A 23680-nucleotide genomic window follows, 5' to 3' on the forward strand; every position below is an offset into this window, starting at 1 on the left:
TTTTAAGTTTTTCAGTGTGGGTGCGATGTCGTGTCAGTTGTCAGCAGTTACGCCGCGCCCTCGCACGACCCCCCGCCGGCGCCCGGCCCGCCCGGGCGGGCAGACGGCAGGCGCCGCGCCGAGCCCGGCGCCACGCCACTCATGCCACGCGAAGGAGCAGCACGATGACCACGGGTTCGGGGATCCCGGCCGCAGGCGGCGACGTACGGCTGTGGGGCGGCCGGTTCGCGGACGGGCCGGCCGAGGCCCTTGCCAAGCTCTCCGCCTCCGTCCACTTCGACTGGCGGCTCGCCCCCTACGACATCGCCGGCTCCCGCGCGCACGCGCGCGTGCTCCACAAGGCGGGGCTCCTCACGGACGGCGAGCTGCAGCGGATGACCGAGGGTCTCGGACTGCTGGAGGCCGATGTCGCGGCGGGCACGTTCGTGGGCACCATCGCCGACGAGGACGTGCACACCGCCCTCGAACGCGGCCTGCTGGAGCGGCTCGGCCCCGACCTCGGCGGCAAGCTGCGCGCGGGGCGGTCCCGCAACGACCAGGTCGCCACGCTGTTCCGGATGTACCTGCGTGATCACGCGCGGATCATCGGCGCTCTGATCGCCGACCTCCAGGAGGCGCTCGTGGGCCTCGCCGAGGCGCACCCGGACGTGGCCATGCCGGGCCGTACGCACCTGCAGCACGCCCAGCCCGTTCTGTTCGCCCATCATGTGCTCGCGCATGTGCAGGCCCTCTCGCGGGACGCGGAGCGGCTGCGGCAGTGGGACCAGCGCACGGCGGTCTCGCCGTACGGCTCGGGCGCGCTGGCCGGGTCCTCGCTCGGGCTGGACCCGGAGGCGGTCGCCGCCGACCTCGGCTTCGAGCGCGGCTCGGCGGGGAACTCCATCGACGGCACCGCCTCGCGCGACTTCGTCGCGGAGTTCGCCTTCATCACGGCGATGATCGGCGTGGACCTGTCGCGGATCGCCGAGGAGGTCATCATCTGGAACACGAAGGAGTTCTCCTTCGTGACGCTCCACGACGCCTTCTCCACCGGTTCCTCGATCATGCCGCAGAAGAAGAACCCCGACATCGCCGAGCTGGCGCGCGGAAAGTCGGGCCGGCTGATCGGCAATCTCACCGGGCTGATGGCCACCCTCAAGGCCCTGCCGCTGGCGTACAACCGTGACCTGCAGGAGGACAAGGAGCCGGTCTTCGACTCCTGCGACCAGCTGGAGGTCCTGCTTCCGGCCTTCACCGGGATGATGGCGACCCTGACCGTCCACCGTGAGCGGATGGAGGAGCTGGCCCCCGCCGGTTTCTCGCTGGCCACCGACATCGCCGAGTGGCTGGTCAAGCAGGGCGTGCCCTTCCGGGTGGCGCACGAGGTCGCGGGGGAGTGCGTCAAGGAGTGCGAGTCGCACGGCATCGAGCTGGACGAGCTGTCCGACGAGCAGTTCCGGAAGATCTCCCCGCACCTGACCCCCGAGGTCCGCACGGTCCTCGACGTCCCCGGCGCGCTCGCCTCGCGCAGCGGCCGTGGCGGCACGGCCCCGTCGGCCGTGGCCGTGCAGCTGCAGGAGGTCAAGGCGGACCTGATCCTTCAGCGGCAGTGGGCGGACGCCCGGCGCGGCTGAGCGCAGACACATCGACGACCCGAATGAGACATCAACGTCTCATTCGGGTTATCGTCGTCTCATGAGCCTCGACCGTGAACGTGTACTGAGAGCAGCCGCGGCCCTGCTCACCCGCAAGTCCACCGCCTCCCTGGACGAGATAGCCAAGGCCGCCGGCATCAGCCGCGCCACCCTCCACCGCCACTTCGCCGGCCGCGACGCGCTCGTCCGCGCCCTCGAACAGCTCGGCATCGAGCAGTTCGAGCGGGCCCTGGACGAGGCCCGGACGGACGAGGGCGACGCGGCCGGGGCCCTGCGACGCCTGATCGCCCACGCCGAGCCGGTCGCCGGCATCCTGTCCTTCCTCTACTGCGAGAACCAGCTCTTCGAGGGCGAGATCGACGAGGGGTGGAACCGCCTCGACGCCCGCGTGCACGCGCTCTTCGTGCGCGGACAGCAGGAAGGGGCCTTCCGCATCGACCTGTCACCCGCCTGGCTCACCGACGCGCTGTACGGGCTGATCGCCTCGGGGGCCTGGGCCGTGCACGATGGGCGGGTGGCCGCAAAGGACCTCACCCGCATGGTCTCCGAGCTGTTGCTCGGCGGCGCGCAGCGGAGGGCGGACCGGTGACCAGCAGGACCAGCCCCCCGCCGCCCGGCGCGCCCGCACCCACGGAGGAGGCGCCGCGCCCGGGGCGCTGGCTCGCGCTGGCCGTCCTCGCCCTGGCCGTCCTGCTCGTCGCCGTCGACGCCACCGTGCTGGGCCTGGCGACGCCCTTCCTCAGCGAGGACCTGCGGCCCTCCGGCACCCAGCTGCTGTGGATCGGCGACATCTACTCCTTCGTCATCGCCGGTCTGCTCGTCTCGATGGGCAGCCTCGGCGACCGCATCGGCCGCAAGCGGCTGCTGCTGACCGGCTCGGTGGCCTTCGGCGCGGTGTCGGTGTTCAACGCCTACGCGACCAGTCCCGAGATGATGATCGCCGCCCGGGCGCTGCTCGGCGTGGCGGGCGCGACGCTGATGCCGTCCACCCTCGCCCTCATCCGCAACCTCTTCCACGACCCCAGGGAGCGCAGCCTGGCCATCGGCATCTGGGGCGCCATGGCCTCCGCCGGTGCCGCCGTGGGCCCGGTCGTGGGCGGCTTCCTGCTGGAGAACTTCTGGTGGGGCTCGGTCTTCCTGATCAACCTGCCGGTCATGGCCGTGCTCGTCCTCGTCGGCATCAAGCTGCTGCCCGAGTCCCGCGACCCCGCGCCGGGGCCGTGGGACCTGCTCAGCGTCATCCTGTCGATGGCCGGCATCGTGGCGGTCGTCTACGCAGTCAAGGAGGGTGCCACGCACGGCCTGACGTGGCCGGTCGCCCTGGTCGCGGCGGCCGGGGCGCTGGCACTGCTGTGGTTCGTACGGCGCCAGCTCACGCTCCCGTCGCCGCTGCTGAACATGAGGCTCTTTCACCACCGCGGCTTCTCGGCTGCGGTCATGGCCGACCTGCTGACCGTTCTGGGGCTGTCGGGGATGGTCTTCTTCCTCTCCCAGTTCCTTCAGCTGGTGCAGGACCGCAGCCCTCTGGAGGCGGGGCTCGCCGAACTGCCCGCGGCCGTCGGCGCGGTGACGGCCGGTCTGCTCGCGGGGCAGGCCGCCCGGCGCTGGTCCGTGCGGTCGGTGGTGGCGGGCGGGCTCGCGGCGATCGGCCTCTCCCTGGCGGTGCTCATCCGGCTGGAGCCCGGCACCGCCTACCCCGTGCTCGGCGCGGTGCTGCTGGTCGTCGGCGTCGGGGCGGGCTTCTCCTTCACCGTCACCGCCGACGTGATCCTCTCCAGCGTGCCCAAGGAACAGGCGGGCGCGGCCGCCGCGGTCTCGGAGACGGCCTACGAGCTGGGGGCGGCGCTCGGTATCGCGCTGCTCGGCTCGATCGTCACCGGCGTCTACCGTGGCTTCGCCGTTCCCCCGGGCGTGCCGGTGGCGCAGGCGACGGAGGCCAGGGAGTCGCTGGGCGGTGCCGTCGAGTCGGCGGGCGCCCTGCCGGCCGACACGGGCGCGGCGCTGCTGGGCTCGGCGCAGGACTCCTTCGTGGAGGGGCTGCGGATCGCCTCCGGCGCCGGGGCCGTAGTGCTGCTGGTGACCGCGGCCGCCGCCTGGTTCATGCTGCGCGGACAGCGGCTGGAGGAGGGGTACGGCGGCTGAGCCGGGTGCGGCTCGAATGAGCAAACCGCACACGGGCCGGGGGTGACAAGCCCCGGCCCGTGTGACGTATACCGACGGGTAACCCTCTTGACGGGGTTGTTACGTGCCGGAGAACATCACGTCCACCGGTCGACATTGTCGAACGAGATTCGGACGAGGGCGTCCGCAGCCGGACGCCGTGTTCAAAGGAATCCCCCACATGCGTCTGCGCACCACCGCCCGGTTCCTGGTCGCCGCCGCGGCCACCGCCGCCCTGAGCGTCATGGGACTCGCCGCGTCCCCGGCCTCCGCCTCACCCCTGGACATCCCGCCCAAGGGCGCCAACGACTGGTCCTGCAAGCCGGACTCCGCGCACCCGCAGCCGGTCGTGCTGGTCAACGGCACCTTCAAGCTGATGGCCGAGAACTGGTCCAGGCTCTCCCCGAAGCTCAAGGAGTCGGGCTACTGCGTCTTCGCCTTCAACTACGGGCACCTGGAGACCGACCCGATCCCGCAGGCGGCTGCCGAGCTGCGCGACTTCGTCGAGGCCGTGCGGGGCGCGACGGGCGCCGAGAAGGTCGACATCGTCGGTCACAGCCAGGGCGGCATGATGCCGCGCTACTACGTGAAGTTCCTCGGCGGCGCGCAGAAGGTCGACGACCTCGTGGGCATCGTCCCCTCCAACCACGGCACGAAGAACCCGCTCGCGATCGCCGCGGGCTGGACCGTCTGCCCGTCCTGCGTGGACCAGCAGGTCGGCTCGGGCCTGTTGAAGAAGCTCAACGAGGGCGACGAGACCCCGGCCGGCCCGGACTACACGGTCCTCACCACCCGGTACGACGAGGTCGTCGTCCCGTACACCAGCGCCCTGCTGACCGGCCCGGCCGGGCACCTGACCAACGTGGTGCTCCAGGACAAGTGCCCGCTCGACCTCTTCATGCACGACCAGGCCACCAAGGACCCGGTCGTCGCCCAGTGGGTGCTGAACGCCCTGGAACGCAAGGGCCCCGCCGACCCGGGCTTTCAGCCGCGGTGCATCGGCGGGGCGTGAGCCCGGGCGAACCCGGGGCCGGTGGTGCGCAGGAGGTCAGGCGGCCTTGGCCGCCCGGGCCTTGGTGGCGTACATGTCCACGTACTCCTGGCCCGACAGACGCATCACCTCGCTCATCACCTCGTCGGTGACGGCACGCAGAACATAGCGGTCACGGTCCATGCCCTCGTAGCGCGAGAAGTCCAGCGGCTCGCCGAACCGCACCGTCACCGGCGCGATGCGCGGCAGGCCCTTGCCCTTCGGCTGGACCTTCTCGGTGCCGATCATCGCGAACGGCACCACCGGCGCGCCCGTCATCAGCGTGAGGCGGGCGATGCCGGTACGGCCCCGGTAGAGACGGCCGTCGGGGGAGCGGGTGCCCTCCGGGTAGATGCCGAAGACCTTGCCCTCCTCCAGCACCCGGCGGCCGGTCATCAGCGCGGCCACACCGCCGTTGCCGCCGTCCCGGTCGACCGGGATCATGCCGGAGGAGCCGAAGAACCACGCCATCAGCCGGCCCTTGAGGCCCTTGCCCGTGACGTACTCGTCCTTGCCGATGAAGAACACCTGACGCTTGACGACCAGGGCCAGGAACAGTGAGTCGATGAACGTGGTGTGGTTCCCGGCGAGGATCACAGGCCCGCTGTCCGCGATGTGCTCGGCCCCCTCCACCTTCGGGCGGTACAGGACGCGCATGAGCAATCCGAGGAACGCCTTGAGCAAGATGCGGGACAACGGACCCTCCGGTCGTGGTGTTCGGGGCAGGCACGGTGCCCGGGCAGGGCGGGCACAGCGCGGTCGCTGACGATACTCGTGGGTACTACCCCGGCGCACGTGGGGTTGACCGAGTCGAAACACAGTGTTGACGTGACTTTTCACTCCGTTCGCCCTCCGTTCTTCGACAGCGAAGTCGTACGTGCATACGATCGCCCGGCCAGCGCAACACAACGCGAGGAGAGTTCATGCAGCAGGAGCAGCGGCCCGGCAGGCGCACGGTGCTGGGGGCCGCCGCGGCCCTTGGCGCGGGGGCGGTCGCCCTGGGCGGGGCGGCCCCGGCGGTGGCGGCGACGGACAAGGCGGCGGGAGGCCACGGCGGTTCGTACAAGGACCTGCCCGTACCCACCGTCGTCGGCCACCGCGGCGCCTGCGGCTACCGGCCCGAGCACACCTTCGGCTCCTACGAGTACGCGCTGGCCAACGGTGCGGACGTCATCGAGCAGGACGTCGTGCCGACCAAGGACGGACACCTCGTGTGCCGTCACGAGAACGACATCACGGCCACCACCGACGTCGCCTCCCACCCCGAATTCGCCTCCCGCAAGACCACCAAAACCGTGGACGGGGAGAAGCACACCGGCTGGTTCACCGAGGACTTCACCCTCGCCGAGCTGAAGACGCTGCGCGCCAAGGAGCGCATCCCCGGTACCCGCCAGCACAACACCCTCTACGACGGCCACTGGCAGGTCCCCACCTTCGAAGAGGTCCTCAAGTGGGCCGAGGACCAGGGCCGCAAGCGCGGGCGCCGCATCTGGCTGCACGTCGAGACCAAGCACCCCACCTACTTCCGCAAGGCCGGCCTCGGCCTGGAGGAGCGCCTGGCCAAGCTGCTGCGCCGCTACGGGCGCGCCGGCCGTGACGGCTGCACCTTCGTGCAGTCCTTCGAGCCGAGCAGCCTCCAGCGGCTGAACAGGCTGGGCGTCGGCTGCCCGAAGGTCCTGCTGCTGGACGACCTCCCGACCCGCCCCTGGGACTTCGTCGAGGCGAACGACCCGCGCACGGTCGCCGACCTCATCACCCCCAAGGGCCTGACGTGGGTGTCGGGGTTCGCCCAGGGCATAGGCCCGTGGGTGAACCAGATCATCCCCCGGGACAAGGACGACAGGCTCACCGAGCCCACCACGCTGGTGCGCGACGCGCACGCCGCCGGGCTGATCCTGCACCCGTACACGATGCGCAACGAGAACAGCTTCCTGCCCGCGGACTTCCGGCGCGGCAGCGACCCGAACGCCTACGGTGACGCGTTCGCGGCGTTCAAGGCGTACTTCGCGACCGGCATCGACGGCATCTTCTCGGACAACCCCGACACGGCGGCCCTGGCCCGGGACGCGTTCCGCAAGGGCTGACCTCAGCCCGTCCGGCGTTCGAGGACCGGGGTCCGGGGCGGAGCCCGGACAGGTGGCGAAAGGGCGGGGCCTGGGCACCCGCTGCGGACCCGTACGGGTGATTGCCGGGTCACCCGGAAACCGGCGCGCCCGGCGTGACGTCCCCGCTCGCATGACCCAGAGTGATCTCCTGACCCGCCTCGGCCCCCTGCTCAAGGCCGAGTGCGCCGCCGAAGCCGCCGCGGCCGGCGGACTCGACGCCGCCGACCTCGAACAGGATGTCTGGGTACGGCTGCTCGGCGACGGCGGTGCCGCAGTGTCCGCGGCCCGGTTACGAGCGGCCGTACGCGCCGAGGCCCGCACCGCCCGGCGCCGGGCCCGGCGCGAGGTGCCGTACGGACCGGTCGCCGACCCGGCGCCCGGAGTCGAACAGGCGGTCATGGCCGCCGAAGCGGGCCGCGAACTCCGCGCGGCCGTACGCCGCCTGCCCGGCCGCTGCCCCCGGCTGCTGGCGGCCCTGCTCTCCGGCAATGACCCGACCTACCGGGAAATCGCAGGGAAGTTGGGAATGTCACAGGGATCCTTGGGACCCGTACGTTCCCGTTGCCTGGGATGCCTGCGCAGAATGCTCATGGCAGAGATTGCGGCTCCTTGACCCGGGGGAAAGGAGCGATAGGCAACCCACAAGGGGAGGCATGCGCACATGGGCATGAGTGTGACCATCTCGGCCGCGGCCGGGACCGATGCCGAGCAGATCCTCAAACTCCAGTACCTCTGCTACCAGAGCGAGGCCGAGCTCTACGGCGACTACTCCATCGAGCCCCTCACGCAGACCCTCGACGACCTGCGCGCCGAACTGGGCGGTGGCTGCGTGCTCGTGGCCCGGCTCGGCGAGGAGGTCGTCGCCTCCGTGCGCGCAACCGTCGACGGCGAGGGAACGGCCCTGATCACCGGGCTCATCGTGCATCCGCGGATGCGGCGGCACGGTCTGGGCGGGCGGCTGCTCGCCACGATCGAGGAGCGGCTGGCGGGGGAGTGGTCCGCCAAGCGGTACCGCCTCGTCACCGGCCAGCGCAGCGAGGTCAGCCTGCGCCTGTACCGCAACCGGGGCTACGAGCGGACCGGCACCGAACCGGTCACGCGCGCGCTGACCCTGGTCACCCTGGAGAAGGAGGCCGTCCCCGCCGCGGCACCCGCCTTCGTGGCGAGCGCCTGAGCCCCTGCGCCCGCTCCGTCAGCGGTCGGCCCGGCGCAGCCAGAACATGGCCGTCACGGGCAGGATCACGGGGATGAAGAGGTAGCCCATGCCGTAGTCCGACCAGACCGTCGCGTCGGGGAAGGCGGACGGCTCGGCGAGCGTCCAGGTGCCCACGATCAGGACGCCGGCCAGCTCGGCGGCGCAGCACACCAGCGCCGCCCTGCGGGCCGACTCGCCGCCGCGCACCAGGGAGTAGGTGATGAACGCGTACACCAGCGCGGCGGCGGCCGACAGGACGTAGGCGAGCGGCGCCCGGCCGAAGTCCAGGATCATCTGGACGACAGAGCGGGAGGCCGCCGCGACGGTGAACACCCCGTACAGCCACACCAGCAGCCGGCCCGGCCCCTGGCCGAGGTCGAACGCGCCCCCGGACTCCTTGCCGGTCGTCGTGGGTTCCGACACGGTCAGCCTCCCCAGATGTCGTAGAGCCGTACCTCGAGCACGGCCAGGATCACGGCGCCCGCCGCCACGGTGGCCGAGCCCCAGCGGGTCCGCTCGGCCAGCGACATGAAGCCCGCCGCCGGTACCGCGGCCGCGGCCCCGAGCAGATACGCCACGAAGATCGCCGTGCCCTGCGCGGGCTTGTCACCGCCGGCCAGCCGCACCACGCCGATGACCAGCTGCACCAGCACCAGCACCGTCACCACGGCCATGGCGATGAAGTGCCAGTCCTTGGTGGGCTGGTCGCGGGAGAAGGCGAAACCGCACCAGGCGGCGAGCGCGAGGGCGGCCAGACCGGCCGCGAGCGTCAGCGCGCCGATCACCGTGACTCCCGGACGGCGCGGGCGTGCGGAGGGGGCTTGACAGGCATGGGACGACTTTAATCGCCCGGTGAAGGCCCGCCGCGCGCGACCCCGGGGGGCACCTGCCGGAGGCGGACCGGGCGAGTGTCCACTTAGTGATCACGAGCGTCCGGCATTCGGACAGGCTTGGCCGATTCGCACGCACTTCTGTTTTACTTGCCCGCATGACCACGACGAGCACCCGCACTCTTGCGACCGAGGCGATGACGACGCCCGGTGCTGCTCGTTGCATGTGTCGAATGTGTGACTGCTGAGGGCCCCCGTCTGTAGCCTCGCGCCCCGAAGCGAGACCCCGTGGACCCCGCGCCCGGCCACCGCCGCCGGATTCGGACCACCGCCCCCGCGCCACCAGGACCCCCGGCCGCGCCCTTCCGCGCCCGCAGGGGCTCCCATGCCGCGTTCCGCAATGCATGCCCGTGCCCGGCAGCACCGCTGCCGCGCACTCGACAGTGACGGAAACCCCCTGTGATCACCACTACGGGCCTGACAAAGGTCTACCGCTCACGCGGCCGCGAGGTCACCGCCCTCGACGGCGTCGATCTGCACGTCCGAGAGGGCGAGGTGTACGGCGTCGTCGGCCAGAGCGGCGCCGGCAAGTCGACCCTCATCCGGTGCGTGAACCTCCTGGAGCGCCCCAGCTCCGGCACGGTCACCGTCGCCGGCCAGGACCTCACCGCCCTCGCCGGCCGGAGCCCACGGGCGAACGCGGCACTGCGCAAGGCCCGCAGCCACATCGGCATGGTCTTCCAGCACTTCAACCTGCTCTCCTCGCGCACCGTGCAGGCCAACATCGAGCTGCCGCTCGAGATCCTCGGCCTCTCCGGCAGGGAGCGCAGCCGCAAGGCCCTCGAACTCCTCGACCTCGTCGGCCTCGCCGACAAGGCCAAGGCCTACCCCGCCCAGCTCTCCGGCGGCCAGAAGCAGCGCGTCGGCATCGCACGCGCCCTGGCCGGCGACCCCAAGGTGCTGCTCTCCGACGAGTCGACCTCCGCGCTCGACCCGGAGACCACCCGCTCCATCCTCCAGCTGCTGCGCGACCTCAACCAGCAGCTCGGCCTGACCGTCCTCCTCATCACCCACGAGATGGAGGTCGTCAAGACGATCTGTGACTCCGCGGCCCTGATGAAGGGCGGCCGCGTCGTGGAGTCCGGCACCGTCTCGGAGATCCTCGCCACCCCCGGCTCCGAGCTCGCGGCCGAGCTCTTCCCGGTCGGCGGGGAGCCGTCCGGCCCCGACAGCACCGTCGTCGACGTCACCTTCCACGGCGAGGCGGCCACCCAGCCGGTCATCTCCCAGCTCTCCCGCACCTACAACATCGACATCTCGATCCTCGGCGCCGCGATGGACACCGTCGCCGGCAAGCAGGTCGGCCGGATGCGCATCGAGCTGCCCGGCCTCTTCGAGGAGAACGTCGTACCGATCGGCTTCCTGCGCGAGCAGGGCCTTCAGGTGGACGTCGCAGACATCACGCCCGTCGAAAAGACAGTGACCGCCGACGCGCTCCTGAAGGAAGGTGCCAAGTGACCTGGACCGAGATGCAGCCCCTGCTGCGCGACGCCAGTCTCGACACCCTCTTCATGGTGTGGTGGTCCACCGTCTGGGCCGTCATCGGCGGCATACCCCTGGGTCTGCTGCTGGTCCTCACCGACCGGGGCGCCCTGCTGCAGAACGTCGTGGTGAACAAGGTCATCGGCGTGACCGTCAACCTCGGCCGCTCGCTGCCCTTCATCATCCTGCTCGTCTGGCTGATCCCCCTCAGCCGCTTCGTCGTCGGCACCTCCATCGGTCCCAGTGCCGCCGTCGTGGCCCTGGTCATCGGCGCCGTGCCGTTCTTCGCCCGGCTGGTGGAGACGGCCGTCCGCGAGGTCGACCACGGCCTGACAGAGGCGGCGCAGTCGATGGGCGGCGGCACCTTCACCATCGTCTTCAAGGTGCTCCTCCCGCAGGCCCTGCCCTCGCTCATCGCCGGCCTGACCACCACGGTCATCGCCCTCCTCGGCTACTCGGCGATGGCCGGCGCGGTCGGCGGCGGCGGCCTGGGCAACCTCGCCATCACCTACGGCTACATGCGCCACGAGACCGGCCTGATGAACGTCACCATCCTGCTGCTGATCGCCATCGTGACGATCGTCCAGCTCGCCGGCGACCTGGCCGTACGACGCCTGACCCGGCGCAGCGGCCGCCAGGCGGCCGCCGTGGGCCTGCGCGGGCTCTTCGCCCCCAAGGTGCCCGGGCCCCGCACCCCCGCCGAGGCCCCGGAGCCCACCAAGGCCTCCTGAATCCACGGCCCGCGGCCGTATCCCCCCACACCCACGAGCCCGGACCCTTTGCCGGGCGGCAACACCTCGTGAGAACAAGAAAGAGGCACTCTTCGTGCGTACCACCGTCAAGCTCACCGCCGCCGTCGCGGCAGCCGCCGCACTCACCCTCGGCCTGAGCGCCTGCAGCGCCCCCTCCGACACCTCCTCCTCCAGCTCGGGCAAGAAGGGCAAGGACGCCGACCCGGCCGCCAAGCTCGTCGTCGCCGCCAGCCCCACCCCGCACGGCGACATCCTGAACTTCGTCCGCGACAAGCTCGCCAAGGACGTCGGCCTGAACCTGGAGGTGAAGGAGTTCAACGACTACGTGCTGCCCAACACCGCCACGCAGAACGGTGACGTCGACGCGAACTTCTTCCAGCACAAGCCGTACCTCGACGACTTCAACAAGAAGAACAAGACGGACATCGTGCCCGTCGTCAACGTCGAGATCGAGCCGCTGGGCCTGTACTCCAAGAAGGACAAGAAGGTCGGCGACCTCGGCTCCGGCTCCACCGTCGCCGTGCCCAACGACGCCACCAACGAGGGCCGCGCCCTCAAGCTCCTCGCCGACAACGGCGTCATCAAGCTGAAGGACGGCGTCGGCTCGAACGCCAAGCTCTCCGACATCGAGGACAAGAAGGGCGTGCGGTTCACCGAGCTCGAAGCCGCCCAGATCCCCTCGCGCCTGGCCGACGTCGACGCCGCCGTCATCAACGGAAACTTCGCCATCGGCGCCAAGCTGAACCCCGCGAAGGACTCCCTGGCCCTGGAGAAGGCCGAGGGCAACCCCTACGCCAACTTCCTCGCCGTCAAGAAGGGCAACGAGGGCGACCCCCGCATCGCCAAGCTCGCCAAGCTCCTGAACTCCGACGAGGTCAAGAAGTTCATCGAGGACAAGTTCAGCAACGGCGCCGTCATCCCCGCCTTCGGTGCCCCGCAGAGCTGACACCTTGTAACCTCGGCCTTACGTACGATCACAGGCCCCGCGTACGCATCCGCCGTACGCGGGGCCTGGCGCTTGGCGCAGCCACCCACCGATGCTGCATGCTGGTGCACCCGAGCGGACCCGCATCACCCCGAGCCCACCCGCCCCGGCGTTGGAGCAGCGCATGACTTCCACCTTCCCGGACATCTCCATCAGCACGGACCGGCTGGTGCTGCGCCCGTTCGAAGCCGGAGACATCCCCGCCCTCGCCGAGATGATGAACGACGAGCTCATCACGGCCTGGACCTGCGCCCCGCACCCCTACACCACTGCCGACGCCCGCGACTGGGCCCTGCGCCGGGCGCCCGGGGAGCGCACCTCCGGGCGCGGAATCGTCTTTGCGGTCACCGAGTTCCTCACCCACCGCCTCGTGGGCACCCTCCGCCTCCGCAACACCGACTGGCGCACCCTGGCCACCGAGGCCGCCTACGCCACCGCCCCCTGGGCCCGCGGCGAGGGCTACGCCTGCGAGTCCGTCCTCGCCGTCGCCGAGTGGCTCTTCCGCGACCAGAAGTTCGAGCGCCTGGAACTGCGCACCGCCGCCGACAACACCGCCGCCCAGCAGGTCGCCCAGAAGACCGGCTGCGTCAGCGAGGGCGTCCTGCGCAGCGCCTGGATAGCGCGTAGCCGCACCGAGGACGCCGGCTGGACCGAGACCCGCACCGACCTCATCATCTGGAGCCTGCTGCCCGAGGACCTCGACGAGGTCCGCGAGACCCACCCGGGCGGCGGATACGGCTACTCCGACTACGACACAGCCTTCCCCGGCTGGCGCTGAGCCCCACCGCCGCCGCTGCGGTCCGGACCAACCGGGGTACGCTCAGCCTGCCCGCGCCCGTCCTCCGGCCGGGGACCCGACCCGAGACAAGCCCAGGAGACTGACGACGATGGCCGACCGGGTCACGGTGATCGGATGGGACGGCTCACCGCTGACGGACGCGGCCCGCTCCGCCCTGGGCGCCGCCACCCTCGTGGCCGGCGCCGCGCACCACCTGGCCCTGCCCGAGGTACCGGCCGCCGCCGAACGCATCCGGCTCGGCAGCGTCGACCTCGCCGCCCGCCGCATCGCCCAGCACCGGGGCTCCGCCGTGGTCCTGGCCGACGGGGATCCCGGCTTCTTCGGCGTCGTCCGCACCCTGCGCGCACCCGAACACGGCCTCGAGGTCGAGGTGGTGCCGGCCGTCTCCGCCGTCGCCACCGCCTTCGCGCGCGCCGCGATGCCCTGGGACGACGCCCAGGTCGTCGTCGCCCACAGCCGCGACCTGCGACGCGCCGTCAACGTCTGCCGTGCCCACCCCAAGGTCGCCGTCCTCACCTCACCCGGTGCCGGCCCCGCCGAACTCGCCCTCCTCCTCGGGGACGTCCACCGCACCTTCGTCATCTGCGAGGAACTGGGCACCGAGCGCGAACAGGTCACCGTCGTCACCTCCGACCGCGCCGCCGACCACACCTGGCGCGACCCCAACGTCGTCGTCGTCATCGGCGGCTCCGGCGCGCCCGCCGCCCGCGGCGGCGCCTGGATCGCCGGCCGCGACCCCGTCACCCCGCCCGCCGACCGCGGCTGGGCGCCGCCCCCCGGAACGTACGGGCCCGGCCTCGGCGAAGGCGAGTCCACCGAACTGCGCGCGGCCCAACTGGCCCGGCTCGGCCCCCGCGTGGGCGACCTGGTCTGGGACATCGGCTGCGGCAGCGGCGCGGCCGCCGTCGAGGCCGCCCGCTTCGGCGCCGCCGTCATCGCTGTCGACCTCGACCCCGAAGCCTGCCGGCGCACCTACGCGGCCGCCCGCCGGCACGGCGTGCTGCTCCAGGTCCTCCAGGGCACCGCCCCCCAGCTCCTCGAGGACCTTCCCGAACCCGACGTGGTCCGCGTCGGCGGCGGCGGCGCCCCCGTCGTCGCCGCCTGCGCCGACCGCCGCCCCGAACGCATCGTCGCCCACGCCGCCACCCGTGACGGGGCCGAGGCCATCGGCCGCGCACTCGCCGAAGGCGGTTACGCCGTGGAGTGCACACTGCTCCAAGCAGTGGAGTTGGACACAAGCGCCTGGACGGAGCGCGAGCGCGCCGTAGCCTTCCTTCTGAGTGGCCGTCGTACGCACCCCTGAGCCCGGGGAACCGGGCGCGGGGTAGGCTGGCGGATCGTTGTCGCAGCCGCTCGGTGTCCGACACCACAGTCGTCAATGCTCCGAACGCACCCCCCGCTTGGCGCGTCCAGGGCAGGGTGACACCGGACGGCACACAACGTGCCGCGAGGCATGCACGCTCGTTCTTGTCTATGGGCGTGAGCGGTTGGAAGGAGCACTACCGATGGGCGAGGGGTACGCATGACCGACACCGGCCGGTTCCCGGACGAGGGACAGCCGGAGAACGCAGGCGCACTGCCCGGCCATCCGCTCCCAGCGGACGCCGCGGCCCCTGCCGACACCGGAACCCCGACGGCCCCCACCGCCCCGGCGGCGCCCACGGCACCCACGGCGCCTTCAACGTATGCCTTCCTCGAGAACGACGCCGCCGACGAGGACGACCTCCTGCTGATGCCGGGCGCCCAGGGCGCCTGGATGGAGCAGCCCGCGCCCCAGGCCGGTACGCACGAGACGGGTGGCCGCGACACGGGCTCCCTCGACTACACCGGCGTCCGTACCCCGCCGCCGGCCGCGGCAGCCGTCCCGCCGCGCCGCCCGCTCCACATGGGCCCGCCCGTGCCCGAGCCCTCCACCGGCGTCGTCCGCTCCCTCGCCGACCGGGGCCCGGCGGCCCCCCAGCAGCCCGTCGGCACCCCGGCCCGTCCGCCGGCCCCGCAGGTCGCGGGCGTGGAGTACCTCGACGTGCCGCACGCCGCGGAGCCCGAAGAGACGGCCGCGGCCTTCGTGCCGCCCCAGAACACCGGTGCCGCGGCCGTGCAGACGGCGCCCGCTCCCGTGGCGGCCCACGAAATAATCGCCGAGGCACAGGCCGCGCCGGAGCCTGAGACGGCGTCAGCGGCCGCGGTGTCCACGGACGCCGCGCAGAGCCCGGAGGCCGTACCCGCCCAGAGTCCGCAGCCCGCGCCCGTCCAGGACGGCGCGGTGGCCGGCGAGCCCCAGCCGCAGGCGCCGGCCGTGGAACCGGTCCCGGCGCCCGTCGAGCCGCAGCAGCCGGCCGGGACAGTGGCACCCGGCGCGGCGCAGGCCTTCGTCGACCGCCTGGTACCGAACCTGAGCACGCAGCAGGCCCCCGAAGACGCGCCGGCGCCCTTGGAGACGCAGCTGCCCGAGGCACCGCTCGTCGCCGCGGAGGACACCGCCGCGGCCGGCCGGCCCATGGTGGCGGCCGTCGAAGAGGTCCCGGCACCCGCCCAGGAGGCAGTCCCGGAGCCCCCGCCGGCCCCGGCCCCGGTTGCCGTTCCCGAGACCGTCGCCGTGGAAGACGTCGCCGCGCCCGTGCAGCAGGCCGTGGCCGGGGCGCCGGCGGAGCCTGCCGCTGAGGCGGTGCAGCCGACGGCAGCTGACGACCGGTTCGCGCCCGCTCCGGCCGTCACCGCTGCGGAACCGGCGCCTGCCGGGACCGCACCCGGGAACGCCCCGGTGCCCGCCGAGCCGGTCCTGGCCGCGCAGGCTCCGGCCGAGCCGGTTCCGGACCAGCCGGTGACGCCCGGGACCGCCGCCGCGCCCGAGCCGCAGGCACCGGCCGCCGAGGAGCAGCCGCCGGCAGCGGCGGAGGAGGCGGCCCCGACGGTTCCCGCGCAGCGAGTCGAGTACCCGGAGCAGCCCCCTGCCCCGGAACCCGGGACCATGCCGGAGGCACCCTCCGAGCAGGAACCGGCACCGGTGCCGGAAGCGACGCCCGTACCGGCAGCAGAGGTGCCCGTACCGGCACCGGAAGCAACGCCCGTACCGGCACCGGAAGCAGCCCCGGAGGCCGCACACATCCACTTCCTTCCGGCCGGGCCGGCACAGGAGGACGAGCCGCAGGAGCCCGAGACGGCACCGGAAGCGGCACCCGCACCGGAAGCGGCACCCGCACCCGACGCGGCACCCGCACCCGAAGCGGAGTCCGCACCCGCCCCGGAACCGGCACCGGAATCCGGAGCCGCACCCGTGGCCGCACCCGAACCGGAGCCCCGGCCGGAGCCGGCCGGCCCCCCGGCGGTCGGATACGGCGAGGCCGAGCGGGCAGCGGTGCACCGGGTGATCAGGGAGCGCCGGGACATCCGCAAGGGCTTCCGGACCGACCCCATCCCGCACGAGGTGCTGCTGCGCGTGCTGGAGGCGGCGCACACCGCGCCGAGCGTGGGCCATTCGCAGCCCTGGGACTTCGTCGTCATCCGCTCCGCCGAGACGCGGCAGGCGATGCACGAGCTGGCCGTCCGGCAGCGCGAGGCCTACGCGAAGTCGCTGCCGAAGGCACGGGCCAAGCAGTTCAAGGAACTGAAGATCGAGGCGATCCTCGACACGCCCGTCAACATCGTCGTCACCGCCGACCCCACCCGGGGAGGCCGCCACACCCTCGGCCGGCACACCCAGCCCCAGATGGCGCCGTACTCCTCCGCGCTCGCCGTGGAGAACCTCTGGCTCGCCGCCCGCGCCGAAGGCCTCGGCGTCGGCTGGGTCAGCTTCTTCGACGAGCGCGAGATGGTTCGCGAGCTCGGCCTGCCCGAGCACCTGGAGGCCGTCGCCTACCTGTGCATCGGGTACGTCGACGAGTTCCCGGACGAGCCGGAGCTGATGCAGGCCGGCTGGTCCAAGCGGCGGCCGCTGTCGTGGGTCGTGCACGAGGAGGAGTACGGGCGCCGCGCGCTGCCCGGCGAGGACCCGCACGACCTGCTGGCCGAGACCCTGCGCGGCATCAGGCCGCTGGACGCCAAGGCGCTCGGCGAGGCCTGGGAGCGGCAGAAGCGGATGACCAAGCCGTCCGGTGCGCTCGGCATGCTGGAGATCATCTCCGCGCAGCTGTGCGGACTGTCCCGCAAGTGCCCGCCACCGATCCCGGAGCCCGCGGCAGTCGCGATCTTCGCGGGTGACCACGGTGTGCACGCCCAGGGCGTCACGGCGTGGCCCCAGGAGGTCACCTCGCAGATGGTCGCCAACTTCCTGGGCGGCGGAGCGGTGTGCAACGCCTTCGCCAACCAGGTCGGCGCCGAGGTCTGCGTCGTCGACGTGGGCGTCGCCGGGGAGCTCCCCAGCACCCCCGGCCTGCTGCCGCGCAAGATCCGGCCCGGCACGGCCGACTTCACCACCGGCCCCGCGATGACCCGCGAGGAGGCGCTGCACGCCATCGAGGTGGGCATCGAGACGGCCCGCGACCTGGTCACGGCCGGCAACAAGGCCCTGCTCACGGGCGAGATGGGCATTGCCAACACCACCGTCTCGGCCGCCCTCATCTCCGTCTACACCGGTGCCGACCCGGCCGAGATCACCGGCCGTGGCACCGGCATCAACGACGAGATGCACGCCCGCAAGATCGACGTCGTGCGCCGCGCGCTGGAGCTGCACCAGCCGGACCCGAAGGACCCGATCGGCGTACTCGCCGCCGTCGGCGGCCTGGAGCACGCCGCGCTCGTCGGCCTGATCCTGGGCGGCGCGTCGCTGCGCACGCCGGTGATCCTCGACGGCGTCAGTGCCGGAGCCGCGGCCCTCGTCGCCCGCGCCATCGCGCCGGAGGCGCTGGCCGCGTGCATCGCCGGTCACCGCAGCGCCGAGCCCGGCCATGTCGCGGCCCTCACCAAGCTGGGCCTGCGCCCGCTGGTCGACCTCGACCTGCGCCTGGGCGAGGGCACGGGCGCGCTGTTGGCGCTCCCGGTCGTGCAGAGCGCTGCGCGTGCGATGCACGAGGTGGCGACGTTCGACGCGGCCGGTGTGGCCGAGAAGGCCTGACGTCCGCAGGGGGATCCCACGCGCCTTCGGCGCGTGGGGTTTCGCCCGCCCGATCACCCGGCAACGGAACGACAGCGGCCGGGGCGCGACCGGCAGGTGGTCGCCCACCGGCGGGAGGGGGCGGGACGGGACGGGCCCTGGCAGGGGCGTAAGGGTTATTTGCGGCGACTCTCCGGGTGAGATCTCCACGTAACAGGGGCCGTAAATAATCCAGCCCCAGAAGGGCCCGTCCCGCCCCGCCCCCGACCCACCCACCGGCCCGCGCCGCACCTTAGGGTGTCCCCACCAGCGCATTCGCACGAGGAGAGCCGCATCCCATGGCCGAGCACGCAGAAGCCGCCGCCTACCCCGTCGGACTGCGCCTGTCCGGGCGCCGCGTCGTCGTCCTCGGCGCCGGCCAGGTCGCCCAGCGCCGTCTGCCCGCCCTGATCGCCGCGGGCGCGGACGTGCTGCTCATCTCCCCCTCCGCCACCCCTTCCGTGGAGGCCATGGCCGAGGCCGGCGAGGTCCGCTGGGAACGCCGCCCCTACCGCGACGGCGACCTCGACGGCGCCTGGTACGCCCTCATCTCCACCGACGACCCCGCCGCCAACGAGGCCGCCTCCGCCGAGGCGGAGGCCCGCCGCGTCTGGGCCGTACGCAGCGACGACGCCGCTGCGGCCTCGGCCTGGACCCCCGCCACCGGCCGCGGCGCGGGCGTGACGATCGCGGTCCTGACGGGCCAGGACCCCCGCCGCTCCGCCGCCGTACGCGACGCCATCGTCGAGGGTCTGCGTGACGGTTCGCTGGCCGCCCCCCACTTCCGGGACCGCCCCAAGGGCGTCGCCCTGGTCGGCGGCGGCCCCGGGGACCCGGACCTGATCACCGTACGCGGCCGCAGGCTGCTGGCCGAGGCGGACGTGGTCATCGCCGACCGCCTCGGCCCCCGCGACCTCCTCGACGAGCTGCCGCCGCACGTCGAGGTGATCGACGCGGCGAAGATCCCGTACGGCCGGTTCATGGCCCAGGAGGCCATCAACAACGCCCTCATCGAGCACGCCAGGGCAGGGAAGGCGGTCGTCCGCCTCAAGGGCGGAGACCCGTTCGTCTTCGGCCGCGGCATGGAGGAGGTCCAGGCGCTGGCCGAGCACGGCATCCCGTGCACCGTCGTGCCGGGCATCTCCAGCTCGATCAGCGTGCCGGGCGCGGCCGGAATCCCCGTCACCCACCGTGGCGTCGCGCACGAGTTCACCGTGGTCAGCGGCCACGTCGCGCCCGAGGACCCCAGGTCGCTCGTGGACTGGGCGGCGCTCGCGCGGCTGCGCGGCACGCTCGTGCTGCTGATGTCGGTCGAGAACATCGGCGCGATCGCGGCGGCCCTCGTGCGGCACGGCCGCCCGGCCGGCACCCCCGTCGCGGTGGTGCAGGAAGGCACCACCGCCGCCCAGCGCCGCGTGGACGCGACGCTCGCGACGGCGGGGGAGCGGGTGAAGGCGGAGGGCATACGCCCGCCGGCGGTCATCGTGATCGGCGAGGTGGTGAAGGCGGGCCCGGAGCCGACCGGAGAATAAGCCCGACCCCCACCCCCCACCCGCGACACACGCCGCACACGCACAGCGCACAGCACCGCACAGCACCAGGACGAGGCAGCAGCTCCCATGGCCGAACTCATCACCATCGAAGACCCCGACGACCCGCGCCTGCACGACTACACCGGCCTGACGGACGTGGAGCTGCGCCGCCGCCGGGAGCCGGCGGAGGGCCTGTTCATCGCCGAGGGCGAGAAGGTGATCCGGCGAGCCGGCCAGGCCGGCTACGCCATGCGGTCGATGCTGCTGACGGCCAAGTGGGTCGAGGTGATGCGGGACGTCATCGAGGAGAGCCCCGCTCCCGTCTATACCGTGACCCCGGACCTGGCCGAACGGGTGACGGGCTATCACGTCCACCGCGGCGCGCTCGCCTCCATGCAGCGCAAGCCGCTGCCCAGGGCGGGCGAGGTGCTGCGGGACGCGCGACGCGTCGCGGTGCTGGAGAGCCTCGTGGACCACACCAACATCGGGGCGATCTTCCGCAGCACGGCGGCGCTCGGCATGGACGCGGTCCTGCTCTCCCCGGACTGCGCGGACCCGCTGTACCGGCGGTCGGTGAAGGTGTCCATGGGCGCCGTGTTCTCGGTCCCGTACGCGCGTCTGGAGACCTGGCCGCGCGACCTGGAGTCCGTGCGGGAGGCGGGCTTCCGGATCCTGGCGCTCACGCCGGACGAGAAGGCCACATCGATGGACGAGGCGGCACCGCACCGGCTGGAGCGGGTGGCCCTCATGCTGGGCGCGGAAGGTGACGGCCTGTCGGCCCGCGCGCTGCGGGCGGCCGACGAGTGGGTCCGCATCCCGATGGCCCACGGAGTGGACTCGCTCAACGTGGGCGCGGCGGCGGCCGTGGCGTTCTACGCGGTCACGACGGGCCGCCCGACGGCGTAAGGCCGTGCGCGGCGCCACCGGTACTGACGGCACCACCGGTACCGACGGCAACACCGGAACCACTGGCACCAGCGACCCCGCCGAAACCAGCCGAAGCCGCAAATCCGGCAGGCCCGCTCACCGCGGCACCCCCCGGCAGCTCGCCCATGCTGCGGGCGGGCCCCTGGCATCCCTGGGCGGCCGCGATGCCGAGCGCGACCAGCAACGTCACCACGACGAAGACGATCAGCCGCTGGCGCAGCAGTTTGCGGTCCGGCCCCGGGCGCCGCGTGGCCGGGCGCGGCCGCCTGCCGGGGCGGGCGGCATTGCGGTCGCCCGCGGCCTGGCCGCCGTCGCGCTGCGGTACGGGCCGCCCGTCCGGCACCCGGCCGCCGCCCCCGGCGGGCCGGGCGGCCACCCCGCCCGGGCCATGAGAACCGTGGGGGCCATGGGTGCCGTGGGCGCCATGGATCCCGTGCGGTGCGTGCGGACGCGGCGTGGGCGCGCTGCCGGGCCGGCGCTCGGTGCGCTGACGTTCGTACTCCGCGGCCCGCCGCGCCGAGGGACGGTCCGGCTCACGGCGGGGCGACGGGGGCCGGCCCTCGCCGATGCCATGGGCCTCGCGGGCGGCGATCTCCTTCAGCCGCAGCGACAGCTGCAGGGTGCTCGGCCGCTCCTCCGGGTCCTTGGCCAGACACGCGTGCACCAGCGGGGCCAACGCGTCCGGTACGCCCATGAGCTGCGGCTCCTCATGCACGACCCGGTAGAGCATGACCTCCGAACTGCCCTGCCCGAAGGGTGAGTCGGCGGTCGCGGCGTAGGCGAGGGTGGCGCCCAGGGCGAAGACGTCCGTGGCGGGCGTCACGGCGGCGCCCCGTACCTGCTCGGGCGCGAGGAAGCCGGGGGAGCCGACGGCCGTGCCGACGTGCGTGAGCGTGCTCGCCCCGGTGGCCCAGGCGATGCCGAAGTCGATGATGCGGGGGCCCTTGGGGGAGAGCAGGATGTTCGACGGCTTGAGGTCGCGGTGGACCACCCCCGCGTCGTGCACCGCCAGCAGTCCCTCGGCCAAGGCCGCCCCGATGGAGGCGGTCTGAGCCGCCGACAGCGGCCCCTCCTCGTTCACCTTGTCGTGGAGCGAGGGCCCCGGCACGTACTGCGTGGCGAACCACGGCCGGTCCGCCTCCAGGTCCGCGGCCACCAGGCGCGCCGTGCAGCCGCCGCGGATCCGCCGTGCGGCGGACACCTCGCGTGCGAAGCGGGAGCGGAACTCCTGGTCCTCCGCCAGGTCGGGCCGGATCACCTTCAGTGCCACCCGCTGGCCGCGCCGGTCGGAACCGAGATAGACCACGCCCATGCCGCCCGCGCCCAGCCGCCGGTGCAGCCGGAACGAGCCGACGACACGCGGGTCCTCGCGCCGGAGCCGCATCATCGTCATCTTCGTCCCCTACCTCCGGTGGGGCTGCCCCACGTAGCTTCCCGGCGTCTGACGTGGCACAGCTTACGGATTGACGGACGGTCGCGCTCAGAGGCCGCGCATGCGTCGGCGAGTGGATTGTCCCTGCCCGCCGCGACGCCCGGGGCGCGGTCGTGGGACGCCGCGCGCACGTCCCCTGCCCGCGAGCTGCGCTTCAAGGGGCGGTAGCCGGTGGGGGATTGGTGAGGTGGGGGGTGACCGGAGGGCGGCGGCGGGAAAGGGGCGGGGCACGGCTCGAACGTATGAAGCGGTGGCGGAGGGGGCCGCCCGGCGGGCGGCGGGGGCCGTGCGCCGGGGCGGGGCGGAAGTGAGCGAAGTCACCGGCTCCCCTCGGGGAAGACCCCAAGGCCAGGGGGACCGGCCTCCACCCACGGGAGTAGCCGCAGGGGGTCGGCCTCATCCTCCGGGAGAACCGTCAAGCGGTACGAGGGCATGACGCCGGGCCGGGGTCCCGCGCCTAGTGTTGAAGGCAAGCGGCGGGTACGACACTCGTCCCCCGAGGCCAGGTGCCCGCCGCTCCCGAACATATGGAGGGAGAGGGACGATGGCGCACATCGTGGGGCGTCCGGGCCACCGGGCGCACGGCCACCGGGCCACGGACATCTTCGGTGAGCGCCCGTCCTCCACCCGCCATCCGCTTGTCGCGGCGGCCATGGTGCTGCCGCTGGCGGCCTTCCTCGCGGTCGCCTTCGGCGGCTGGGACGCCGTCGTCACACAGGCGTCGTCCGTGGCCGGAATGCTGGGGCGCTGAGCGCCCTGCGGCCCGGGAGAGCGGCCCGGGCCGGTGCAGACCGGTCATAACCCCGTGGGGACGGGGGTGCGGCGGACGGCACGACGAGCCGGGTACCTGGGGAGGTGCCCGGCCGTCGCGTTTCCCGGGGTCCCGCATCGGCCCGGAGCGGCCTGCAACAGCCTGCATCGGCCCGGAACGGAAAACGGCCGGGGGCCGGAGCTCGAAGCCCCGGCCCCCGGCCGATCGGTGTGCGCGATACTGGGATTGAACCAGTGACCTCTTCCGTGTCAGGGAAGCGCTCTCCCGCTGAGCTAATCGCGCGGGAAGATCCGTGAGGACCTCGGTGGACGATACTGGGATTGAACCAGTGACCTCTTCCGTGTCAGGGAAGCGCTCTCCCGCTGAGCTAATCGTCCGGGATGATGCATGTTCGGTTCGCAGATGCAGCGTGCGCGATACTGGGATTGAACCAGTGACCTCTTCCGTGTCAGGGAAGCGCTCTCCCGCTGAGCTAATCGCGCGGGAAGGTCCGTGAGGACCTCGGTGGACGATACTGGGATTGAACCAGTGACCTCTTCCGTGTCAGGGAAGCGCTCTCCCGCTGAGCTAATCGTCCTTGGAGGTGGAGACGGGATTTGAACCCGTGTAGACGGCTTTGCAGGCCGTTGCCTCGCCTCTCGGCCACTCCACCAGGAGTGCGGGGGTTCGGGAAGATCCCCCAACTCGAGCGGACGACGAGACTCGAACTCGCGACATCCACCTTGGCAAGGTGGTGCTCTACCAACTGAGCTACGTCCGCATTTGTCGTTCCCGGCCCGCTTCCGCGTCCCGGCGACGTGTTGAACTTTAGCGGATTCCGGCGCCAGCTCAAATTCCGTTTGCCCAGCATGCTGCGCTGATCCTTCACGCGGACGCCGCCCGGAGGACTCCCGCGCACCTTCCGCACGCTGCCCGGA

The 23680-nt window shown here is 72.5% G+C and carries 20 protein-coding genes and 6 tRNA genes; 16 read left to right on the forward strand and 10 right to left on the reverse strand.

Annotated features, from left to right (window positions below; translation table 11 throughout):
- The first annotated feature begins 164 nt into the window (after positions 1 to 164).
- The 4 genes from argH (at position 165) to AB0F13_RS25350 (ending at position 4806) form a co-directional block, all read left to right on the forward strand.
- Entirely contained in the window at positions 165 to 1613 is a 1449-nt protein-coding gene (gene argH / locus AB0F13_RS25335) for an argininosuccinate lyase (RefSeq protein WP_362086644.1), read from the forward strand.
- A gap of 61 nt (positions 1614 to 1674) precedes the next feature.
- Positions 1675 to 2223 carry a helix-turn-helix domain-containing protein gene (locus AB0F13_RS25340; RefSeq protein ID WP_362086646.1) on the forward strand — a complete coding sequence of 183 codons (549 nt, stop codon included), beginning with the start codon at positions 1675 to 1677 and terminating at the stop codon, positions 2221 to 2223.
- Positions 2220 to 3776: an MFS transporter gene (locus AB0F13_RS25345; RefSeq protein WP_362086649.1), complete on the forward strand. Its 1557-nt coding sequence runs from the start codon at positions 2220 to 2222 to the stop codon at positions 3774 to 3776. Before AB0F13_RS25340 ends, AB0F13_RS25345 begins: the two co-directional genes overlap by 4 nt.
- A gap of 199 nt (positions 3777 to 3975) precedes the next feature.
- On the forward strand, positions 3976 to 4806 hold the full coding sequence (locus AB0F13_RS25350) for an alpha/beta fold hydrolase (protein ID WP_362086651.1): 831 nt from the start codon (positions 3976 to 3978) through the stop codon (positions 4804 to 4806).
- A gap of 36 nt (positions 4807 to 4842) precedes the next feature.
- Here the strand turns inward: AB0F13_RS25350 and AB0F13_RS25355 are convergent, their stop codons facing one another.
- Positions 4843 to 5520, reverse strand: a complete 678-nt coding sequence (locus AB0F13_RS25355; RefSeq protein ID WP_362086654.1) for a lysophospholipid acyltransferase family protein — start codon at positions 5518 to 5520, stop codon at positions 4843 to 4845.
- 227 nt (positions 5521 to 5747) lie between these two features.
- Between AB0F13_RS25355 and AB0F13_RS25360 the strand changes: the two genes are divergently transcribed.
- From AB0F13_RS25360 to AB0F13_RS25370, 3 genes are all read left to right on the forward strand, one after another.
- Positions 5748 to 6908 (forward strand): glycerophosphodiester phosphodiesterase, encoded by a 1161-nt coding sequence (locus tag AB0F13_RS25360; RefSeq protein ID WP_362086657.1) that lies wholly within the window; start codon positions 5748 to 5750, stop codon positions 6906 to 6908.
- Positions 6909 to 7059: 151 nt separating this feature from the next.
- Positions 7060 to 7542 carry a sigma-70 family RNA polymerase sigma factor gene (locus AB0F13_RS25365; RefSeq protein WP_362086659.1) on the forward strand — a complete coding sequence of 161 codons (483 nt, stop codon included), beginning with the start codon at positions 7060 to 7062 and terminating at the stop codon, positions 7540 to 7542.
- Between the two features lie 48 nt (positions 7543 to 7590).
- Complete coding sequence (locus tag AB0F13_RS25370; RefSeq protein ID WP_362086662.1) at positions 7591 to 8103, forward strand: GNAT family N-acetyltransferase; 513 nt, start codon at positions 7591 to 7593, stop codon at positions 8101 to 8103.
- An 18-nt stretch (positions 8104 to 8121) separates the two neighbouring features.
- Here AB0F13_RS25370 and AB0F13_RS25375 read toward each other — a convergent pair whose 3' ends face one another.
- Both AB0F13_RS25375 and AB0F13_RS25380 read right to left on the reverse strand, forming a co-directional pair.
- Positions 8122 to 8547 carry a hypothetical protein gene (locus tag AB0F13_RS25375; protein WP_362086665.1) on the reverse strand — a complete coding sequence of 142 codons (426 nt, stop codon included), beginning with the start codon at positions 8545 to 8547 and terminating at the stop codon, positions 8122 to 8124.
- A 2-nt stretch (positions 8548 to 8549) separates the two neighbouring features.
- Positions 8550 to 8909, reverse strand: a complete 360-nt coding sequence (locus tag AB0F13_RS25380; protein ID WP_362086668.1) for a hypothetical protein — start codon at positions 8907 to 8909, stop codon at positions 8550 to 8552.
- A gap of 504 nt (positions 8910 to 9413) precedes the next feature.
- On the opposite strand from AB0F13_RS25380, the gene AB0F13_RS25385 reads away from it, so the two are divergent.
- The 8 genes from AB0F13_RS25385 to AB0F13_RS25420 all read left to right on the forward strand — a co-directional run bounded on the left by AB0F13_RS25385 (position 9414) and on the right by AB0F13_RS25420 (position 20538).
- Complete coding sequence (locus AB0F13_RS25385; RefSeq protein ID WP_362086671.1) at positions 9414 to 10472, forward strand: ATP-binding cassette domain-containing protein; 1059 nt, start codon at positions 9414 to 9416, stop codon at positions 10470 to 10472.
- Entirely contained in the window at positions 10469 to 11227 is a 759-nt protein-coding gene (locus tag AB0F13_RS25390) for a methionine ABC transporter permease (RefSeq protein WP_362086674.1), read from the forward strand. The genes AB0F13_RS25385 and AB0F13_RS25390 overlap by 4 nt, the downstream gene beginning before the upstream one ends.
- Positions 11228 to 11321: 94 nt before the next feature.
- Positions 11322 to 12194 carry a MetQ/NlpA family ABC transporter substrate-binding protein gene (locus AB0F13_RS25395; RefSeq protein ID WP_362086677.1) on the forward strand — a complete coding sequence of 291 codons (873 nt, stop codon included), beginning with the start codon at positions 11322 to 11324 and terminating at the stop codon, positions 12192 to 12194.
- A 163-nt stretch (positions 12195 to 12357) separates the two neighbouring features.
- Positions 12358 to 13011 (forward strand): GNAT family N-acetyltransferase, encoded by a 654-nt coding sequence (locus tag AB0F13_RS25400; protein WP_362086680.1) that lies wholly within the window; start codon positions 12358 to 12360, stop codon positions 13009 to 13011.
- A gap of 109 nt (positions 13012 to 13120) precedes the next feature.
- Entirely contained in the window at positions 13121 to 14335 is a 1215-nt protein-coding gene (gene cbiE / locus AB0F13_RS25405) for a precorrin-6y C5,15-methyltransferase (decarboxylating) subunit CbiE (protein WP_362086683.1), read from the forward strand.
- 219 nt (positions 14336 to 14554) lie between these two features.
- Positions 14555 to 18082, forward strand: coding sequence for a nicotinate-nucleotide--dimethylbenzimidazole phosphoribosyltransferase (gene cobT / locus AB0F13_RS25410; protein ID WP_362086686.1), 3528 nt, complete (start codon positions 14555 to 14557; stop codon positions 18080 to 18082).
- Positions 18083 to 18399: 317 nt separating this feature from the next.
- Positions 18400 to 19632, forward strand: a complete 1233-nt coding sequence (cobA, locus tag AB0F13_RS25415) for a uroporphyrinogen-III C-methyltransferase (protein WP_362086689.1) — start codon at positions 18400 to 18402, stop codon at positions 19630 to 19632.
- A gap of 87 nt (positions 19633 to 19719) precedes the next feature.
- Positions 19720 to 20538, forward strand: coding sequence for an RNA methyltransferase (locus AB0F13_RS25420; RefSeq protein WP_362086692.1), 819 nt, complete (start codon positions 19720 to 19722; stop codon positions 20536 to 20538).
- Here the strand turns inward: AB0F13_RS25420 and AB0F13_RS25425 are convergent.
- Complete coding sequence (locus AB0F13_RS25425) at positions 20513 to 21952, reverse strand: serine/threonine-protein kinase (RefSeq protein WP_362086695.1); 1440 nt, start codon at positions 21950 to 21952, stop codon at positions 20513 to 20515. The genes AB0F13_RS25420 and AB0F13_RS25425 overlap by 26 nt on opposite strands.
- Positions 21953 to 22535: 583 nt before the next feature.
- Between AB0F13_RS25425 and AB0F13_RS25430 the strand changes: the two genes are divergently transcribed.
- A complete protein-coding gene (locus tag AB0F13_RS25430; protein WP_362086698.1) occupies positions 22536 to 22742 on the forward strand; it encodes a hypothetical protein in 207 nt (68 codons plus the stop codon).
- Between the two features lie 231 nt (positions 22743 to 22973).
- On the opposite strand, the gene AB0F13_RS25435 is transcribed toward AB0F13_RS25430, so the two are convergent.
- The 6 genes from AB0F13_RS25435 to AB0F13_RS25460 all read right to left on the reverse strand — a co-directional run bounded on the left by AB0F13_RS25435 (position 22974) and on the right by AB0F13_RS25460 (position 23523).
- Positions 22974 to 23045, reverse strand: a tRNA-Val gene (locus tag AB0F13_RS25435).
- Between the two features lie 23 nt (positions 23046 to 23068).
- A tRNA-Val gene (locus AB0F13_RS25440) sits at positions 23069 to 23140 on the reverse strand.
- Between the two features lie 33 nt (positions 23141 to 23173).
- Positions 23174 to 23245: transfer RNA gene (locus tag AB0F13_RS25445), tRNA-Val, on the reverse strand.
- Positions 23246 to 23268: 23 nt separating this feature from the next.
- Positions 23269 to 23340, reverse strand: a tRNA-Val gene (locus AB0F13_RS25450).
- Between the two features lies 1 nt (position 23341).
- A tRNA-Cys gene (locus AB0F13_RS25455) sits at positions 23342 to 23415 on the reverse strand.
- Positions 23416 to 23450: 35 nt separating this feature from the next.
- A tRNA-Gly gene (locus tag AB0F13_RS25460) sits at positions 23451 to 23523 on the reverse strand.
- Positions 23524 to 23680 lie beyond the last annotated feature (157 nt).

Origin of the sequence: Streptomyces sp. NPDC026206 (genome assembly GCF_040638465.1) — a bacterium.
Classification (GTDB): Bacteria; Actinomycetota; Actinomycetes; order Streptomycetales; family Streptomycetaceae; genus Streptomyces.

Coding starts and splice junctions, on each gene's coding strand:
- argH (WP_362086644.1), top strand. CDS start 165: ATGACCACGGGTTCGGGGATCCCGGCCGCAGGCGGCGACGTACGGCTG.
- AB0F13_RS25340 (WP_362086646.1), top strand. CDS start 1,675: ATGAGCCTCGACCGTGAACGTGTACTGAGAGCAGCCGCGGCCCTGCTC.
- AB0F13_RS25350 (WP_362086651.1), top strand. CDS start 3,976: ATGCGTCTGCGCACCACCGCCCGGTTCCTGGTCGCCGCCGCGGCCACC.
- AB0F13_RS25360 (WP_362086657.1), top strand. CDS start 5,748: ATGCAGCAGGAGCAGCGGCCCGGCAGGCGCACGGTGCTGGGGGCCGCC.
- AB0F13_RS25365 (WP_362086659.1), top strand. CDS start 7,060: ATGACCCAGAGTGATCTCCTGACCCGCCTCGGCCCCCTGCTCAAGGCC.
- AB0F13_RS25370 (WP_362086662.1), top strand. CDS start 7,591: ATGGGCATGAGTGTGACCATCTCGGCCGCGGCCGGGACCGATGCCGAG.
- AB0F13_RS25400 (WP_362086680.1), top strand. CDS start 12,358: ATGACTTCCACCTTCCCGGACATCTCCATCAGCACGGACCGGCTGGTG.
- cbiE (WP_362086683.1), top strand. CDS start 13,121: ATGGCCGACCGGGTCACGGTGATCGGATGGGACGGCTCACCGCTGACG.
- cobT (WP_362086686.1), top strand. CDS start 14,555: ATGACCGACACCGGCCGGTTCCCGGACGAGGGACAGCCGGAGAACGCA.
- cobA (WP_362086689.1), top strand. CDS start 18,400: ATGGCCGAGCACGCAGAAGCCGCCGCCTACCCCGTCGGACTGCGCCTG.
- AB0F13_RS25420 (WP_362086692.1), top strand. CDS start 19,720: ATGGCCGAACTCATCACCATCGAAGACCCCGACGACCCGCGCCTGCAC.
- AB0F13_RS25425 (WP_362086695.1), bottom strand. CDS start 21,952: ATGACGATGATGCGGCTCCGGCGCGAGGACCCGCGTGTCGTCGGCTCG.
- AB0F13_RS25430 (WP_362086698.1), top strand. CDS start 22,536: ATGGCGCACATCGTGGGGCGTCCGGGCCACCGGGCGCACGGCCACCGG.